Consider the following 18897-nt stretch of genomic DNA (forward strand, 5'->3'; position numbering starts at 1 on the left):
AACCCACTGGCATGCCGCACCCACGAACCAACACCCGAACCAACAGAGACCGCAGAACCCACAGACCCGGCAGAGTCCGCAGAACGCGAGAACAAGGCGAACGCACAACGCCCACCCTCATCCACCGCACCCACCGAAACCTGCACCTGCACCCCACCCGACTCCGGCAACACCAACGGCGCCTCCAAAGTCAACTCCTCAACCCGCCCACACCCCACCTGATCAGCGGCCTGAACAGCGATTTCCAGGAACGCGGTGCCGGGCAGCACGGCGGAGCCCATCACGGCGTGATCGGCGAGCCAAGGGTGTGTGCGGAGCGAGAGGAGTCCGGTGAGAAGCAGCCCTTCGTCGTTGGCCAGGGAGGTGGCCGCACCGAGGAGCGGGTGGTCAGTGGCGCTCAGACCCAGCGCCGTGGCGTCTCCGGACGAGAGGAACGACTCCTTCGGCCAGTAGTGCTCGTGCTGGAAGGGATACGTCGGCAGGTCGATACGGCGCGCGCCGGTGCCGGCAAAAACGGCCTTCCAGTCGATCTCCATGCCGTGAACGTGCAGGGACGAGACCGCACTCAGCAGCGTTTCCGACTCCGACCGGTCGCGGCGGAGGGACGGGACGAGGAGCGCCTGACTGTCCTCGGGCAAGGACTCACGCGCCATGGCGGTCAGCACACCGTCCGGCCCCAACTCCAGGAATCGCGAGACACCTTCGGCGTGAAGGGCTCGGATGCCATCGGCAAACCTCACCGCCTCACGGACATGCCGCACCCAGTACTCCGCCGAACAGAGCTCTTCCGCCGCAGCCAGAGCACCCGAGAGGTTCGAGACCACGGGAATCCGCGGCGCCTCGAACGACAACGTCCTGACGACCGAAGCGAACTCCTCCAGCATGCCGTCCATGTGAGCCGAGTGGAACGCATGACTCACCCGCAGACGCGACGTCTTCACACCAGCAGCAGAGAAGCGCTCGGCCACCGCCGACACCGCATCCGCATCACCGGAAATCACCACCGCACGGGGGCCATTGACGGCCGCTACAGCGACACCCGAGACATCCGCAATCGCCTCACGCACCTCTGCCTCGGAAGAAGCGATGGCCACCATCGCCCCACCCTCCGGCAGAGCCTGCATCAACCGCGCACGCGCCGCCACCAGCACCGCAGCATCGGCCAACGACAGCACACCCGCCACATGGGCAGCCGTCAGCTCACCCACCGAATGACCGGCCACAAACTCCGGCCGCACACCCCACGACTCCACCAAACGGAACAGAGCCACCTCAACCGCGAACAACGCAGGCTGCGTGAACCCCGTCCGGTCCAACACCCCGGCATCAGCACCGAAGACCACATCCCGCAGCGGACGCTCCACATGCCGGTCCAGCTCACCACAGACCGCATCGAACGCCTCCGCGAACACCGGATAGCGATCGTAGAGTTCACGACCCATGGACAAGCGCTGGGAGCCCTGGCCGGTGAACAGCACCGCCAGCTTCCCCGAACCCGCAGCACCCTCCACCACACCCGGCGCCACACCACCCGACGCCAAAGCGGTCAGAGCAGCAACACCCGCCTCACGACCGGCGGACACCACCACCGCCGCACGCTGCTCCAACGCAGCACGCGATGTCACCAACGAGAAACCCACATCCGCAACTGACAGACCCGGCTCACGCTCCAACAACGCAACCAGCCGGCCCGCCTGCGCCCGCAACGCCTCCGCACTCCGACCGGACAACACCCACGGCACCACCGAGGAGGAAGCGCCGGCAGGTGACGGTTCCGGAGCGTCGGTCGCCTCGGGTGCCTGTTCCAGGATGACGTGGGCGTTGGTGCCGCTCACGCCGAACGAGGACACACCCGCCCGCCGCGGTTCCCCGGTCTCCGGCCAGGCGACGGCCTCGGTCAGCAGCTCGACCGCGCCCGCGGACCAGTCCACCTGGGCGGAGGGCCTGTCGACATGGAGGGTCTGCGGGAGCACACCGTGGCGCATCGCCAGCACCATCTTGATGACACCCGCCACACCAGCGGCAGCCTGCGTGTGCCCCAGGTTCGACTTCACCGAACCCAGCCACAACGGCCGTTCCGCCGCACGCCCCTGACCATAGGTGGCCAGCAACGCCTGCGCCTCGATCGGGTCGCCCAGCGTCGTCCCCGTACCGTGCGCCTCCACCGCATCCACCTGCTCGGGTGTCAGGCGGGCGTTCGTCAGGGCCTGCTGGATGACGCGCTGCTGGGCGGGACCGTTGGGCGCGGTGAGGCCGTTCGACGCGCCGTCCTGGTTGACCGCGGAACCGCGCAGTACCGCCAGGACCGGGTGTCCGTTCCGCTCGGCGTCGGAAAGGCGTTCGAGGAGGAGGATGCCGAGTCCCTCGGCCATGCCGGTGCCGTCCGCGCCGTCCGCGAAGGACTTGCAGGCCCCGTCGGCCGCCAGGCCGCGCTGACGGCTGAAGGCCACGAAGATGCTCGGGGTGCCCATGACGGTGACACCGCCGGCCAGGGCCATCGAGCACTCGCCCTTGCGCAGCGCCTGTGCCGCGAGGTGCAGGGCGACGAGCGACGACGAGCAGGCCGTGTCCACGGTGACCGCCGGGCCCTCCAGGCCCAGGGTGTACGAGACCCGGCCCGACATGACGCTGGCGGAAGCGCCGGTCATGAGGTAGCCCTCGGCCTCTTCGGAGGAGCGCTCCAGAGTGGCGCCGTAGTCCTGGCCGTTGGTGCCGGTGAAGACGCCGACCCGGCTGCCGCGCAGCGTGCCGGGGTCGATGCCGGCCCGCTCCAGCGCCTCCCAGGAGGCTTCCAGCAGCAGTCGCTGCTGCGGATCCGTCGCGACGGCTTCGCGCGGGGACATGCCGAAGAACGCGGCGTCGAATCCGGCCGCGTCGTCCAGGAAACCGCCCCGGCGCACATAGCTGGTGCCCGGGTTGTCGGGGTCCGGGTCGTACAGGGCGTCCAGATCCCAGCCGCGGTTGTCCGGGAAGCCGGAAATCCCGTCGCCGCCCGCGGCGAGGAGCTGCCACAGCTCCTCGGGCGAGCGCACGCCGCCGGGGAACCGGCAGCTCATGCTGACGATCGCGATGGGCTCCTGGTCCTTCGTGTCCCTCACTCGCAGACGCTCGTGCGCCTGTTCCAGGTCAGCCGTTACTCGCTTGAGGAAGTAACGAAGCTTTTCTTCATTCCCCATCAGAATCTCCGTACGTGGGATCTCGACATGTCAATCAGCGACGTGCGTCCGCTGTCAGGAAATGCCGAACTTCTTGCTGATGATGTCGAACATCTCGTCGTCCGTTGCCGAGGTCAGATCCTCGGCGGTGTCCGTTCCCGGCGCGGTGTCGCCGGCGTCCCGCCACTGCGAGACGAGCGTCTGCATACGCATCAGGATCCTGGTGCGTTCGGCGCTGTCCCGGTCCATGCCGTCGAGGACCGCCTCGAGCCGTTCGAAGTCGTCGAGGGCCGAGGCGGACGACGGCTGCTCGCCGGTGTCCGGGTCCGCCTCCACGACGAGTTCTCGGCTCAGGTGGTCGGCGACGGCCACCGGGTTCGGGTAGTCGAAGACCAGCCCTGCGGGCAGGCGCAGACCGGTGAGAGCGCCGAGCCGGTTGCGCAGTTCGACCGCGGTGACCGAGTCGAGTCCGAGTTCCCGGAACGCCCGGTCGCCCCGGATGGCGTCCTGCGAGGCGTATCCGAGGACGTTCGCCGCCTGGGCGCGGACCGCGTCCACGAGCAGGGCGCGCCGTCCGGCCGCCGGGGTGGCGGCCAGCTTGCGGACCAGTTCCGGCCGTTCCTCCCGAGTGCCCGCACCGGTGCCGGTGCCGGCCTCGGCGAGCCGCGCGACGTCGGGGAGGCCGGCGATGAACGGGTTCGGCCGGGTCGCGGTCAGGGCGACGGAGAACCGTTCCCACGCGATGTCCGCGATCATGACGCAGGTCTCGTCGTGGTCCAGGGCGCGTTGCAGCGCCGCCGTGGCCGCTGCGGGGTCCATGGCCGACAGTCCGTGCCGGTCCAGCTTCTCCCCGAAGGATCCCTCGGCCATGCCGTCGCCGTCCCAGGCACCCCAGGCCACCGAGGTGGCGGGGAGGCCCGCCTCCCGGCGGTGCCGGGCCAGCGCGTCCAGATAGGCGTTGCCCGGCGCGTAGTTCCCCTGCCCGGAGGCGCCGATCGTGCCGGCCACCGAGGAGAAGAGGACGAACGCGGACAGCTCCTTGTCCCGGGTGAGGTCGTGCAGTTGGGCGGCGGCGCGGGCCTTCGCGGCCAGGGCCCGGTCGAGCTGTGCGGGGGTGAGCGTGCCGATCATGCCGTCGTCCAGGGCCGCGGCGGTGTGCATCACCGCGGTGAGCGGGAATTCCTCGGGCAGCGACGCCAGGAGCCGTTCCAGCGCGTCCCGGTCGGTGACATCGCAGCCGGCCACGGTGACGCGGGCGCCGGTCCGGGCGAGTTCCGCTTCCAGCTCCGCCGCGCCGGGTGCCCCGGGTCCGCGGCGGCTGACCAGCAGAAGGTGTTCCGCGCCGTTGCGGGCCAGCCAGCGGGCGGTGTGGGCGCCCAGGGCGCCGGTGCCACCGGTGATCAGTACCGTGCCCGACGGCTTCCAGGCGCGTTCCGCGGTGGCCGCGCCCAGCGGTGCGTTCTCCAGCCGCCGCGCGAGCACCCCGGACGGGCGGACGGCGAGCTGGTCCTCGTCACCGATGCCGGACAGCACGCCGCGCAGCCGGGACCGGCCCCGGGCGTCGAGTGAGCCGGGCAGGTCGACGAGGCCGCCCCACTGCTGCGGGTACTCCAGGGCGGCGACCCGGCCGAACCCCCAGAGGAGAGCCTGGGCGGGCCGGACGGCGGAGTCCGGCGCACCGGTCCCGACCGCGCCACGGGTCGCGCACCACAGCGGTGCCCGGATGCCCGCGTCGTCCAGGGCCTGGACGAGTGTGACGGAGAGCGCGAAGCCGACCGGGGTGGCCGGGTGCTCCTCGGCCGGTTCCTCGGCGAGCGCGAGCAGGGAGAGCACGCCCCGGAAGGAAGCGGACGGACCGTCGGCCGCATCCGTGCCGTTCTCCGCTCCGGCCAGGCCGGCCAGCCGGTCGGCGAGGCCGGTCCGGTCGAGGTCGCCCTCGGTGAGCTCGGCCCGGACCACCCGCAGACCGTGTTCGGTGAGTGCCTGCACGGCCCCGGTGACCAGTTCGTCGTCGTGGTGCCCGGGCGGGGTCACCACCAGCCAGGTGCCCGCCAGGGCACCGGCCGGGGCGTCGCCGAGCGGCTGCCACGTCTCGCGGTACCGCCAGGCGTCCGCGGCCGCCTGGTCCCGGTGGCGGCGCCGCCAGGACGAGAGGGCCTGCACCAGCGGGCTGAGCGTGGCCTGTGCACCGTCGTCGATCGCCAGGGTGCCGGCGAGTTCGGCGAGGTCCTCCCGCTCGACCGCCTCCCAGAAGCGGCTCTCCGCGGCGTCCTCCCCCTGGCCGGCGGTCGGTTCGGCGGGGACGGGTGCGGGGGCGTCGAGCCAGTACCGCTCCCGCTGGAAGGGGTAGGTGGGCAGGTCGACCCGGCGCCCGCCCGCGCCCTCGTACCGGGACTGCCAGTCGACGGTGATGCCGTGGACGTGGGCTTCGGCCAGGGCCGTGAGGATGCGCTGCCGCGCGTCGGTGCCGTCGTCGAGGGTGCCGATGGCGGTGACCGCCCGGTCCTCGGCGAGGGCCGCCCGGCGCAGGTCCTCCAGGAGGACCGGATGGGTACTGACCTCGATGAACGCGTCGAAGCCGGCGTCCAGCAGGGACTTGGTGACCCCGGCGAAGTCCACCGTCTCGTCCATGCTGCGGAACCAGTGGCCGCCGTCCGGGTCCACGCCGTCGATCCGGCCACCGGTCAGTGCCGAGTACAACGGCACCTGTGCCGCCCCCGGCCGGACGAGGGCCGGCGCGTCTTCGCTCCGGGCCTTCTGTGCCGTCGGCTCCGTCCGCTCGGCCGTCCCGTGCTGCGGGCGGCTGCCGAGGGCGATCACGCGTGCGCCGTCCTCCAGGCTCAGCGCACCCGCCACACACGCGGCGGCGATCTCGCCCTGGGCGTGCCCGACCACCGCGGCGGGCTCGGCACCGTGCGAGCCCCACACCTCCGCGAGGGAGACCATCACCGCCCACAGCAACGGCTGGACCACATCCGCCCGGTCCGGCGACGGACTGCCGTCGACACCGCGCACCACATCGGTCAACGACCAGCCCGTCAGCGGATCCAGCGCGGCAGCGCACTCCTCCCAACGCCCCCGGAACACGGAGGACGACTCCCACAGATCCCGTGCCGCGCCGGTCCACCGCGAACCCTGGCCCGGGAACACCCACACCGCACCACCGGTGGTGTCCGCCTCGGCCCGGACGACGCCGGGTGCGTCATGTCCGTCGGCGGTCGCGGTGAGTGCGTCGAGGGCTGCGTCCCTGTCGTCGGCGAACACGACGGCGCGGTGCCGGAACAGTGCGCGTGTGGTGGCGAGCGCATGGCCGACGGCCACGAGGTCGCAGTCGGGCCGCGGCGCGAGGAACGCTGCCAGCTGTCGGGCCTGGGCGGACAGCGCGGCAGGCGTGCGTGCCGACAGGACCCACGGGACGGGCGAGGACGGGGCGTCCGAAAGGTCTTCCGACTGCCCGGTGTCCGTCGGCCGGTCGGTGACCGGAGTCCCTTCGAGGATGACGTGCGCGTTGGTGCCGCTCACACCGAAGGACGAGACGCCCGCCCGGGGCGGCTGCCCGGTGTCCGGCCAGTCCATCGGCCGGGTCAGCAGCTCCACCGCACCGGCCGACCAGTCCACATGAGGGGTCGGTTCGTCGACGTGCAGGGTCTGCGGCAGAACGCCGTGGCGCATCGCCATCACCATCTTGATGACGCCCGCGACACCCGCGGCGGCCTGTGTGTGCCCCAAATTCGACTTCACCGAGCCGAGGCGCAGCGGTCGTTCGACGGGCCGTTCCTGCCCGTAGGTGGCCAGCAGCGCCTGGGCCTCGATCGGGTCGCCCAGCGTCGTCCCGGTGCCGTGCGCCTCGACGGCGTCCACCTGCTCGGCGGACAGCCGCGCGTTGGCGAGCGCCTGCCGGATCACACGCTGCTGGGAGGGACCGTTGGGCGCGGTCAGACCGTTCGACGCACCGTCCTGGTTCACCGCCGAACCGCGCACCACCGCCAGTACGGGGTGACCGTTCCGGCGGGCGTCCGACAGCCGCTCCACCAGCAGCATCCCCACGCCCTCGGCCCACCCCGTGCCGTCCGCGGCACCGGCGAACGCCTTGCAGCGGCCGTCCGCGGCCAGCCCCCGCTGGCGGCTGAACTCCACGAAGACATCGGGAGTGGCGAGCACCGTGGCACCGCCCACCAGCGCCATCGAGCACTCGCCCTGCCGCAGCGACTGCGCCGCCAGATGCAGGGCGACCAGCGACGACGAGCAGGCCGTGTCGACGGTGACCGCGGGGCCCTCCAGGCCCAGCGTGTACGCGATCCGGCCGGTGGCCACGCTGCCCGCGCTGCCGTTGCCGACGTACCCTTCGACGCCCTCGGGGACGGTGTGCAGCCGTGCCCCGTAGTCGTGGTACATCAGGCCGGCGAAGACGCCGGTGCGGCTGCCGCGCACGGACTGCGGGTCGATACCGGCCCGTTCGAAGGCCTCCCAGGAGGTTTCCAGCAGCAGCCGCTGCTGCGGGTCCATCGCCAGCGCCTCACGCGGCGAAATCCCGAAGAACTCCGCGTCGAACTCGGCCGCGTCGTAGAGGAAACCGCCTTCGAACGTGGTGGACGTTCCACGGTTCTCGGGGTCGGGGTCGTAGAGGCCGTCGAGCACCCAGCCCCGATCGGTCGGGAACGCGGAGACGGCATCGCTCCCCTCCGCGACGAGCTGCCACAGCTCCTCGGGGGAGGTGACTCCGCCGGGGAATCGGCAGCTCATGCCGACGATGGCGATGAGGTCGTCATCGGTGGCCGGGACAGGCGCCGACGCCGCCACGGTCGCCTCGGGGGCGGATTCCAGCAGGGTTTCCTTGAGGAACGCGGCCAGTGCCTCGGGGGTCGGGTGATCGAACACCAGGGTTGCGGGGAGTGCCAGACCGGTGGCCGTGCTCAGCCGGTTCCGGAGTTCGACGGCGGTCAGCGAGTCGAAACCGAACTCCCGGAAGGCCCGTACCGGTTCGATGGTCGCGGCGGACGCGTGCCCCAGGACCGCCGCCGCATGCGTACGGACCAGATCGAGCAGGAGGCGATCCGACTCGGCTGCGGACACACCCGTGAGGCGCGCCGGCAGCGACGCACCGGCTTCCGTGACGGACCGGGCCGTCTTCCGTCGGGCGGGAGTCCGCACCAGGCCGCGCAGCAGCGCGGGGGCCTCGGACGCTCCCACCTGGGCGCGCAGGGCGCCGGTGTTGAGCATGACGGGAGCCACGAGCGCTTCGTCCAGGGCACAGGCCCCGTCGAACAGCTCGAGTCCCTGCTCGGTCGAGAGCGGTGCCAGCCCCATGCGCGTCAGCCGCCGCAGGGCGTCCTCATCGAGATGACCGGTCATGCCGCTGCTCCGGCTCACGCCGCTGTCCTGGGCCCAGAGGCCCCAGGCGAGGGACTGCCCCGGCAGGCCGTCGGCCTTCCGGTGCCTGGCCAGGCCGTCCAGGAAGGCGTTGGCGGCGGCGTAGTTGCCCTGCCCGGCCGCACCCAGCAGACCGGCAGCAGAGGAGAACAACACGAACGCGGAGAGGTTCATGTCCCGCGTCAGGTCGTGCAGGTTCAGCGCCGCGTCCACCTTCGGACGCAGGACCGTGTCCAGCCGCTCCGGCGTCAACGCCGACACCACACCGTCGTCCAGAACACCTGCCGTGTGCACCACACCAGTGAGGGGAGCCTCCGCCGGAATGTCCGCCAGGAGGGCGGCCAGGGCCGTGCGGTCCGCGGCATCACACGCGGCGATACGCACCTGCGCACCGAGGTCGGCGAGCTCCTGCCGAAGCTCCGCAGCACCGGGCGCATCGACGCCACGACGGCTGGTCAGCAGCAGGTGGCGCACGCCGTGTGCGACCACCAGATGCCGGGCCACTGCCGAACCCAACGCACCCGTACCACCGGTGACCAGCACCGTACCCGCAGCGTTCCAGACATTGGAATCCTCGACCGGCGACGCAGCCTCCGCCCGCACAAGCCGCGGGACTCGCACGGTACCCGCGCGCACCGCGGCCTGCGGCTCACCCGACGCCACCGCACCGGTCAGGGCTGCGCCCGCGTCCGCCTCGGATTCGGTGTCGAGGTCGATCAGGACGAACCGGTCGGGGTTCTCCGACTGCGCCGACCGCACCAGACCCCACACCGCCGCATGCGCCAGATCCGCGACACCTTCGTCCGGATCAACCGCCACCGCACCACGCGTCACCACCACCAGACGCGAGGACGCAAACCGCTCGTCCGCCAACCACGACTGCACCAACGCCAGCACGCGGTGCGCCGCGGCCCGAACATCGGACCCCGTGCCGGCACCGGAAGCGGTACCGGCGCACGGCACGACGACGACATCGGGCACAGAGCCCGAGGTGAACTCAGCGAGTCCGTCCACCAGTTGGGGTTCACAGCCCTGGGCCCTCAGGGCCGCGGTCAGCATGGAGTCCTCAGCGCCCATCACTGCCCAGCCGTCCGCCGAGGGGCCACCCTCGGTCGTGGTCAGTGGCTGCCAGTCGACGCGGAACAGTGCGTCCTGCGACCCGCGCCGCGCCGCCTGGATCTGCTCGCTGGAGACCGGACGCAAGGAGAGCGCGTCGACCGAGGCCACCGGGTCACCGGCAGCGTCCGCAACCGTCAGGGACAACGAGCCCTGAGCGCCCGGTGAGAGCTGCACCCGCAGCGAGGACGCACCGGTGGCATGGAGCGACACACCCCGCCATTCGAACGGCAGGTGCGCCTCGCCCTCGTGTGCGAGCGCGAAGGCGTGCAGGGCGGCGTCCAGCAGCGCCGGGTGCAGGCCGAACCGGGCCGCCTCCCCCGCTGTCTCCTCGGGCAGCGCCAGTTCGGCGAAGAGGTGCTCACCGCGCCGCCAGACCCGCTCCAGTCCCTGGAAGACATCGCCGTAGACATAGCCGGCATCGGCGAAACGCTCGTAGGCACCCTCGACGGGCACCTCCTCGGCGTCGGCGGGGGGCCAGGCACGCAGGTCGAACGCGGCGGGCCGGTCGTCTGCGGCGAGCACACCACTGGCATGCCGGGTCCACAGCTGCTCCTCACCGCTCTCGCCCGATGCTTCCGCGCACGAGTGCACGGTCACCGTGCGGCGCCCTGTGCCGTCCGCGGCGCCGACCGCCAGTTGCAGTCGGATCCAGCCCTGCTCCGGGATGGTGAGCGGGGCTTCGAGCGTGAGCTGCTCGATGCGGGCGCCACCGATCTCGTCCCCGGCCCGGGTGGCCAACTCGACGAAGGCCGCGCCCGGCAACAGCACCGTGCCCCACACCGCGTGGTCCGCAAGCCACGGGTGCGAGCGAAGCGACAGCCGACCGGTGAACAGGTACGAATCCGCCTCCGCCAGCTCGGTGGCCGCGCCCAGCAGCGGGTGATCGGCCGACACCATGCCGGCCGCACCCACGTCGGCCGCGCCCTGCACTGCGTCGAGCCAGTAACGGCGGCGTTGGAACGGGTAGGTGGGCAGGTCCACACGGCGTGCGCCCGTGCCCTCGAACACGGTGCGCCAGTCGACGTCGACACCCGCGCACCAGGCCTCCGCCAGGGAGGTCAGCAACCGCTCCGGACCACCCTCACCACGCCGCAGCGTACCCACGGCGGTCACCTGACGGTCGACGGCATCAGCCGTCTCCTGCACCCCCATCAACAGCACCGGATGCGCACTGACCTCGACGAACGTGCGGTAGCCCGCGTCCAGCACAGCCCGGGTGGCCTGATCGAACCGCACCGTCTCCCGCAGATTCCGGTACCAGTACCCGCCATCCAACTCCGCACCATCAACCAGACCACCGGTCAACGCCGAATAGAACGGCACCTGCCCCGACACCGGACGGATGGAGGCCAGTACCTCCCGCAGACGGTCCTCGATCTGCTCCACCTGCACCGAATGCGAGGCGTAATCCACCGGCACCATCCGCACCCGCGCACCCTCGGCCTCCCACCGCGCCTGCAACGCCACCAGGGCCTCACGGTCCCCCGACAGCACCACCGACGCCGGACCATTCACCGCCGCCACCGACACCGCCGAGCCTGCGTCAGCCAAGGCTCGGGTGACCTGATCCACCGGGAGTGCGACGGACAGCATCCCGCCATCCCCCGCCATCTCCGCAATCAGACGACTGCGCAACGCCACCACCCGGGCGCCGTCCTCCAGGCTCAATGCCCCAGCGACGCAGGCGGCGGCGATCTCACCCTGGGAATGCCCCACCACGGCAGCAGGCTCCACATCGTGCGAGCGCCATACCTCCGCGAGGGAGACCATCACCGCCCACAGCACCGGCTGGACGACATCCACCCGATCCAACGACGGACACCCAGCAGCTCCCCGCACCACATCCGTCAACGACCAACCCGTCAACGGATCCAGCACCGCAGCACACTGCGCCATACGCCCCCGGAACACCGACGACGACAACCACAACTCCTCGGCCATCCCCGCCCACTGCGAACCCTGACCCGGGAACACCCACACCACACCAGCACTACCAGCGCTCACGACACCGCGCACCACACCCGAACCGGCCTCACCACCGGCCACCACCGACAGACCCGAAACCAGCCCCGCACGACCAGCACCCAGCACCACCGCACGATGCTCCAGCCCCGCACGACCACCCACCAGCGAATACCCCACATCCACCGGCGACACAGCAGCACCGGACTCCAGCAACGAGGCCAACTGCCGCGCCTGTGCCTCCAGAGCCTCCGCACCCCGCGCCGAGAACATCAGCGGAACGACGGAACCTCCGTCGGTGCCGTGGTCCGCCGCCTCCAGCTGTTCCGGCTGGTCCGGTGCGGGGACGGCTTCCGCGGGGACGCCTGCTGCGGGAAGCGCTTCGAGGATGACGTGGGCGTTGGTGCCGCTCACGCCGAACGAGGACACGCCGGCCCGGCGGGGCTCGCCGGTCTCCGGCCACGCCACCGACTCGGTCAGCAACTGCACCGCGCCCGTCGACCAGTCGACCTTCGACGACGGCTGGTCGACATGGAGCGTCCGGGGCAGCACCCCGTGCCGCATCGCCATGACCATCTTGATGACACCCGCAACACCCGCAGCCGCCTGCGTGTGCCCCAGGTTCGACTTCACCGAACCCAGCCACAACGGCCGCTCCGCGGCACGCCCCTGGCCGTACGTGGCCAGCAGAGCCTGCGCCTCGATCGGGTCGCCCAGCGTCGTCCCGGTACCGTGCGCCTCCACCGCGTCCACCTGCTCGGCGGACAGCCCCGCACTCTCCAACGCCTGCCGGATCACCCGCTGCTGCGACGGACCGTTCGGTGCCGTCAGCCCACTGGACGCACCGTCCTGGTTGACGGCGGAACCCCGTACCACCGCCAGGACCGGGTGACCGTTCCGACGGGCATCCGACAGCCGCTCCAGGAGCAGAACGCCGGCGCCCTCGGCCCACCCCGTACCGTCCGCCGCATCCGCGAACGCCTTGCACCGGCCGTCCCCCGCCAGACCCCGCTGACGACTGAACTCCACGAACACACCCGGCGTCGACATCACCGTCACACCACCCGCCAGGGCCAGCGAGCACTCCCCCTGCCGCAGCGCCTGTGCCGCGAGGTGCAGGGTGACCAGCGACGACGAGCACGCGGTGTCCACGGTGAGCGCCGGGCCCTCCAGGCCCAGCGTGTAGGCGACCCGGCCCGACACCACGCTGCTGGCGCTGCCGTTGCCGAGGAGTCCTTCGAGCCCCTCGGGGATGGTGTGGAGTCGTGCGCCGTAGTCGTGGTACATCAGGCCGGCGAAGACGCCGGTGCGGCTGCCGCGCACGGACTGCGGGTCGATACCGGCCCGTTCGAAGGCCTCCCAGGAGGTTTCCAGCAGCAGCCGCTGCTGCGGGTCCATCGCCAGCGCCTCACGCGGCGAAATCCCGAAGAACCCGGCATCGAACTCGGTCGCGTCGTGCAGGAAGCCGCCTTCCCGCACATAGCTGGTCCCGGAGGCGTCCGGGTCCGTGTCGAAGAGCCGGTCGATCTGCCAGCCGCGGTCGGTGGGGAACTCGGAAACCCCGTCACCGCCCGCTGCCAGCAGGTCCCACAGCTCGTCGGGTGTGGTGACGCCGCCCGGGTAGCGGCAGCTCATGCCGACGATGGCGATCGGGTCGTCATCGGTGGCAGGTGTCGCCGACGGGGACGGGCGCAGCGGCTCCGGTGCCTCGCCGACGAGTTCGTCACGGAGGTGCCGCGCGAGGGCGAGCGGGGTCGGGTAGTCGAACAGCAGCGTCGGGTCGAGCCGCAGCCCGGTGGCGGCATGGAGGGCGTTGCGCATGTCGACGGCGGTGAGCGAGTCGAACCCCGCGTCGAGGAAGCCGGTCTCGGCGGGCACCGCGTCGGGACCGTCGTGTCCGAGCACGGCCGCCGCGCGGGTGCGCACCAGGTCGAGCAGGATCCGGTCGCGTTCCGCCGCGGAGGACCGCGTGAGGCGGTCCATCAGGCGCTCGGCGTCGGTGCCGTCGCCCCTCGACGCCGATCCCGTGCGGGCTGCGGCCCGGCGGGCCGGGGTGCGGACGAGGGAGCGCAGGACGGCGGGCAGTCCGGGGCCGTGGGAGAAGGACGCAGGGTCCAGGTGGACGGGGGCGAGGACGGCGTGCTCGGTCGTTCGGGCCGCGTCGAGCAGCGCCAGCCCCTCCGCCTCGGACAGCGGGCGCAGCCCGGCGCGCTTCATCCGCGACACATCGGCCTCGGACAGCCCGCCCGTCATGCCGCCGCTCCGGTCCCACAGGCCCCAGGCGAGGGACTGGCCCGGCAGACCGTTGGCCGTCCGGTACGTGGCCAGGCCGTCCAGGAAGGCGTTGGCGGCGGCGTAGTTGCCCTGCCCGGCCGCACCCAGCAGGCCGGCCGCCGAGGAGAACAGCACGAACGCGGACAGGTCCATGTCCTGGGTCAGCTCGTGCAGGTGCAGGGCGGCATCGGCCTTCGCCCGCAGCACGGTGTCCAGTCGCTCCGGCGTCAGAGCGGACACGACTCCGTCGTCCAGGACGCCGGCCGTGTGGACCACGCCGGTGAGGGGCGCCTCGGCCGGGATGTCCGCCAGGACAGCTGCCAGGGCCGTGCGGTCCGCCGCATCACAGGCCGCAATCGTCACCTCCGCGCCGAGACCGGCGAGCTCCTCCCGAAGCTCTGCCGCGCCCGGCGCGTCGGTGCCGCGACGGCTGGTCAGCAGCAGGTGACGCACCCCGTGTTCGACCACCAGATGCCGAGCGACGGCCGAACCCAACGCACCCGTACCACCGGTGATCAACACCGTACCCGCGGCGTCCCACGCAGTGGCGGGCCCGGAATCCGACGGCACCGGCGTCGCCCGCAGCAGACGCGGAACATGCACCGCGCCCGCGCGAACGGCAACCTGCGGCTCACCCGAGGCCACCACCGACGCCAGCACGCCGGTCAGGTCCACATCGTCGTCCGCCACCGGACCGGCACCCAGGTCGGCCAGCACCAGGCGGTCCGGATGTTCCGACTGTGCCGAGCGCACCAGCCCCCACACCGCCGCATGCGCCAGATCCGCAACGCCCTCGCTCGGATCAACCGCCACCGCACCCCGCGTCACCACCACCAGACGGGAAGAGCCGAACCTCTCGTCCATCAGCCACGACTGCACCAACGCGAGCACGCGATGCGTCGCAGCCCGAACACCGGCGGCAGCGTCGGCGGAGTCGGCGCCTGCACCGGCTCCCGTGCCCGCACCGGCTCCCCTGCCCGCACCGAACGGGGCACCATCGCAGGCGAAGAACACCACGTCCGGCGCCGGACCGTCCGCGCAGAGTGCGTCCAGGTCCGGGCACACCGCGGGAAGCCCCAGAGCCTGCAGCAGGGCGGTGCCCTCCGCCCCCTCACCGAGCACGGCCCGGGACGCGGTGGCCGGATTCGCCGCCGGCGTCGTCCCCTCCCAGGCCGGCCATGCCAAGCGGTACAGGGAGTCGCCGTGTCCGCCCGCCGTGCGCGGCTCCCCCGTCAGCTGCTCGGCCGGGACCGGGCGCAGGGCCAGGGAGTCGACCGAGGCGACGGGGGTTCCGGTGCCGTCGGCCGCTTCGAGAGCGATGCTGTCGGCGCCGACGGGCCGCAGGTGGACGCGGAGCGAGGTGGCCCCGGAGGCGTACAGGGACACGCCGCTCCAGGCGAAGGGCATGCGGGCCTGCCCGGTGTCCCGGACGAGGAGTCCGCCGCCGATGCCGACGGGGTGGAGGGCCGCGTCGAGGAGGGCCGGGTGCAGGCCGAAGTGGCCGGCGTCGGCCTCGGCGTCCGCCGGGAGGGCGACCTCGGCGAAGACCTCGTCGCCACGTCGCCATACGCCGCGCAGGCCGCGGAAGGCCGGGCCGTACGCGGTACCGCTCGCGGCGAGCCGGTCGTACACCGCCTGGATGTCGTCCACTTCGACGGCGTCGGCCGGGGGCCAGGCGCCGAGGTCCTGCGACGGAGTGCCGGCGCGGCGGCCGAGGGCTCCGGCGGCGTGCCGGGTCCAGGGCCGGTCGGCCGCGCCCGTGGCGGGCCGGGAGTACAGGTGGAACGGGTGCCGCCCGGTGTCGTCGGGCGCGCCGACCGAGATCTGGAGCTGCACCGCTCCGTGCGCGGGCAGTACCAGGGGGGTTTCGAGGGTGAGTTCGTCGACGCGGTTGCAGCCGGCCTGGTCCCCGGCGCGTACGGCGAGTTCCAGGATCGCTGTGCCGGGGACCACCACGGTTCCGGCGATGGTGTGGTCGGCGAGCCACGGGTGGGTGTCGAGGCCGAGCCGCCCGGTGAAGAGGTGCCCGTCACCGTCGGCCAGGCCGATGGCGGCGCCGAGGAGGGGGTGTTCGGCCCGGGTCAGGCCGGCCGCGGCGACATCACCGGCGCGGTCGGGGGACGGTGTCGGCCAGTAGTGGCGGTGCTGGAAGGCGTAGGTGGGCAGCTCGACGGGGTGTGCCCCGGTGCCGGGGAGGACCGCGTCCCAGTCCGGCGTGACGCCGTGGACGTGGAGCCGGCAGACCGCGCCGAGGAGGGAGTGCTCCTCGGGCCGGTCGCGGCGGAGGGCGGGCACCAGCACGGCTGGGCCGTCCTCGGGGAGGCAGTCGCGGGCCATGGCGGTGAGGGTTCCGTCGGGGCCCAGTTCCAGGTACCGGGTGACGCCGAGGCGGTCGAGGGTGCGGATGCCGTCGGCGAACCGCACCGCTTCACGGACGTGCCGCACCCAGTACTCGGGCGAGCACAGTTCGCCGGCGGTCGCGACGTCCCCGGTGAGGTGCGAGATCACCGGGATGCGCGGGGTGTGGTAGGTGAGGATCCCGGCGAACCGGCGGAAGTCCGCGAGCATCGCGTCCATGTGCGGCGAGTGGAAGGCGTGGCTGACGCGCAGCTGCTTCGTCTTCACGCCGGTCGCGGCGAGGGTCTCCGCGACGCGGTGCACCGGGTCGGAGTCGCCGGAGACCACGACCGAGGCGGGTCCGTTGACGGCGGCGACCGATAGACGGACGGGTCCGTCGCCGGTGAGTTCGTCGATGGCGGCCCGTACCCGGTCCTCGGGGGCCGCGACGGACACCATCGCGCCGCCGGGCGGCAGGCCCTGCATGAGGCGGGCGCGTGCGGTGACGAGGGTGGCGGCGTCGGCGAGGGAGAGCACGCCCGCGACGTGGGCCGCGGTCAGTTCGCCGATCGAGTGGCCGGCGACGTAGTCGGGGGTGATGCCCCAGGACTCGGTCAGCCGGTACAGCGCGACCTCGACGGCGAAGAGCGCGGGCTGGGTGAAGCCGGTGCGGTCCAGCAGCTCCGTGTCCGCACCGAACACCACCTCGCGCAGCGGGCGTTCGCCGTACCGGTCCAGCTCGGCGCAGACCGCGTCGAACGCCGCGGCGAAGACGGGGTACCGCGCGTACAGTTCGCGGCCCATGCCGAGCCGCTGGGATCCCTGGCCGGTGAAGAGCACCGCGAGCTTTCCGGTGCCGGCCGTGCCGCGGATCACTCCGGGGGCGTCCGCTCCGTCGGCGAGGGCGGTGAGGGCGGCGGCGTACCGGTCGCGGTCGGCGGCCACGACCGCGGCGCGGTGGCCGAAGCGGGTCCGGGTGGCCGCGAGGGCGTGGCCGACGGCCGCCGGGGACAGGTCCGGGGTGCGGTCGAGGTGGTCGGCGAGGCGCCGGGCCTGGGCGCGCAGGGCTTCCTCGGTGCGTGCGGACAGGGTCCAGGGCACGAGCGGGGCGGGGCGGTCGGGGGTGGCGTCGTGCTGCGCGGGCGTCCCGGTGCCCTCCGCAGCCGCGGCGCCGTGCCCGGCCGGGCCGGGGAGCGTGTGCTGCGTGGAGCGGGGGGACGGGGTCGCGCCCGGGGTGCCGTCGGACGCGGTGTGGGGGGCCTGTTCGAGGATGACGTGGGCGTTGGTGCCGCTGACGCCGAAGGAGGAGACGCCGGAGCGCCGCGGTTCGCCGGTCTCCGGCCAGGTGACCGGCTCGGTGAGCAGCTCGACGGCGCCGTCGGTCCAGTCGACGTGCGGTGTGGGGGCGTCGACGTGCAGGGTCCGGGGCAGGACGCCGTGCCGCATCGCCATGACCATCTTGATGACGCCCGCGACGCCCGCGGCCGCCTGGGCGTGCCCGAAGTTGGACTTCACGGAGCCGAGCCACAGCGGGCGGCCGGCGGGCCGCTGCTGCCCGTAGGTCTCCAGGAGGGCCTGGGCTTCGATGGGGTCGCCCAGGGTGGTGCCGGTGCCGTGCGCCTCGACGGCGTCGACCTGCTGCGGGGTGAGGCGGGCGTTGGCCAGCGCCTGGCGGATGACGCGTTGCTGCGCGGGCCCGTTGGGCGCGGTCAGGCCGTTGGAGGCGCCGTCCTGGTTCACCGCGGAGCCCCGGACGACCGCGAGCACCCGGTGCCCGTTCCGTTCGGCGTCGGCGAGCCGCTCGAGGGCCAGCATGCCGACGCCTTCGGCCCAGCCGGTGCCGTCCGCCGCCGCGGCGAAGGACTTGCAGCGGCCGTCGGACGCGAGGCCGCGCTGTCGGCTGAACTCGACGAACAGACTGGGGACAGCCATGACGGACACGCCGCCGGCCAGGGCCAGGGTGCACTCCCCCTGGCGCAGCGCGTGGCAGGCCAGGTGGAGGGCGACCAGCGACGACGAGCAGGCGGTGTCGACGGTGACCGCGGGGCCTTCCAGGCCGAGGGTGTACGACGTGCGGCCGGACACCACGCTCGGCGTGTTGCCCGTCATCACATAGCCCTCGACGTCGTCCGCGGACTGCCGCAGGAGGGTCGCGTAGTCCTGGCCGCTGGATCCGACGAAGACGCCGGTCCGGCTGCCGCGCAGCGCGTACGGGTCGATGCCCGCCCGCTCCAGCGCCTCCCAGGCCGTCTCCAGGGAGAGCCGCTGCTGCGGGTCCATGGCCAGCGCCTCACGCGGCGAGATGCCGAAGAATCCGGCGTCGAAGCCGCCCGCGTCGTCGAGGAAGCCGCCCTCGCGGACGTAGCTGGTGCCCGGACGGTCGGGGTCCGGGTCGAACAGCTCGTCCAGGTTCCAGCCACGCCCGGACGGGAACGCGGACACCGCGTCCCGGTCCGAGGTGACCAGGTCCCACAGCTCGTCCGGGGAGGTGACACCGCCGGGGTAGCGGCAGCCCATGCCCACGACGGCGATCGGCTCCTGGGCCGCGTCCTCGATCTCGCGCAGGCGGGCGTGCGCCTGGTCGAGGTCGGCCGTGACCCGCTGGAGGTACTGCAGGAGCTTCTCTTCGTTTGCCATGGGATGTGTCACCTGTGTGAGTGGTCGAGCGGGGCGGTGGGGC

General features: G+C 72.6%; 2 protein-coding genes. Both read right to left on the bottom strand.

Going from position 1 to position 18897, the window contains the following annotated elements; all coding sequences use genetic code 11:
- Positions 1-3176: type I polyketide synthase (locus ACFYYR_RS05700; RefSeq protein WP_388847299.1), on the bottom strand; the 3176-nt coding region annotated here is incomplete at its 3' end.
- Positions 3177-3230: 54 nt separating this feature from the next.
- On the bottom strand, positions 3231-18854 hold the full coding sequence (locus tag ACFYYR_RS05705) for an SDR family NAD(P)-dependent oxidoreductase (protein ID WP_388847301.1): 15624 nt from the start codon (positions 18852-18854) through the stop codon (positions 3231-3233).
- Between the last annotated feature and the right edge of the window lie 43 nt (positions 18855-18897).

Source organism: Streptomyces sp. NPDC001922, from assembly GCF_042891165.1.
GTDB lineage: Bacteria > Actinomycetota > Actinomycetes > Streptomycetales > Streptomycetaceae > Streptomyces.

What these genes read in the sequence shown, in the direction of transcription:
- ACFYYR_RS05705 (WP_388847301.1), bottom strand. Translation starts at nt 18,854, where the DNA reads ATGGCAAACGAAGAGAAGCTCCTGCAGTACCTCCAGCGGGTCACGGCC.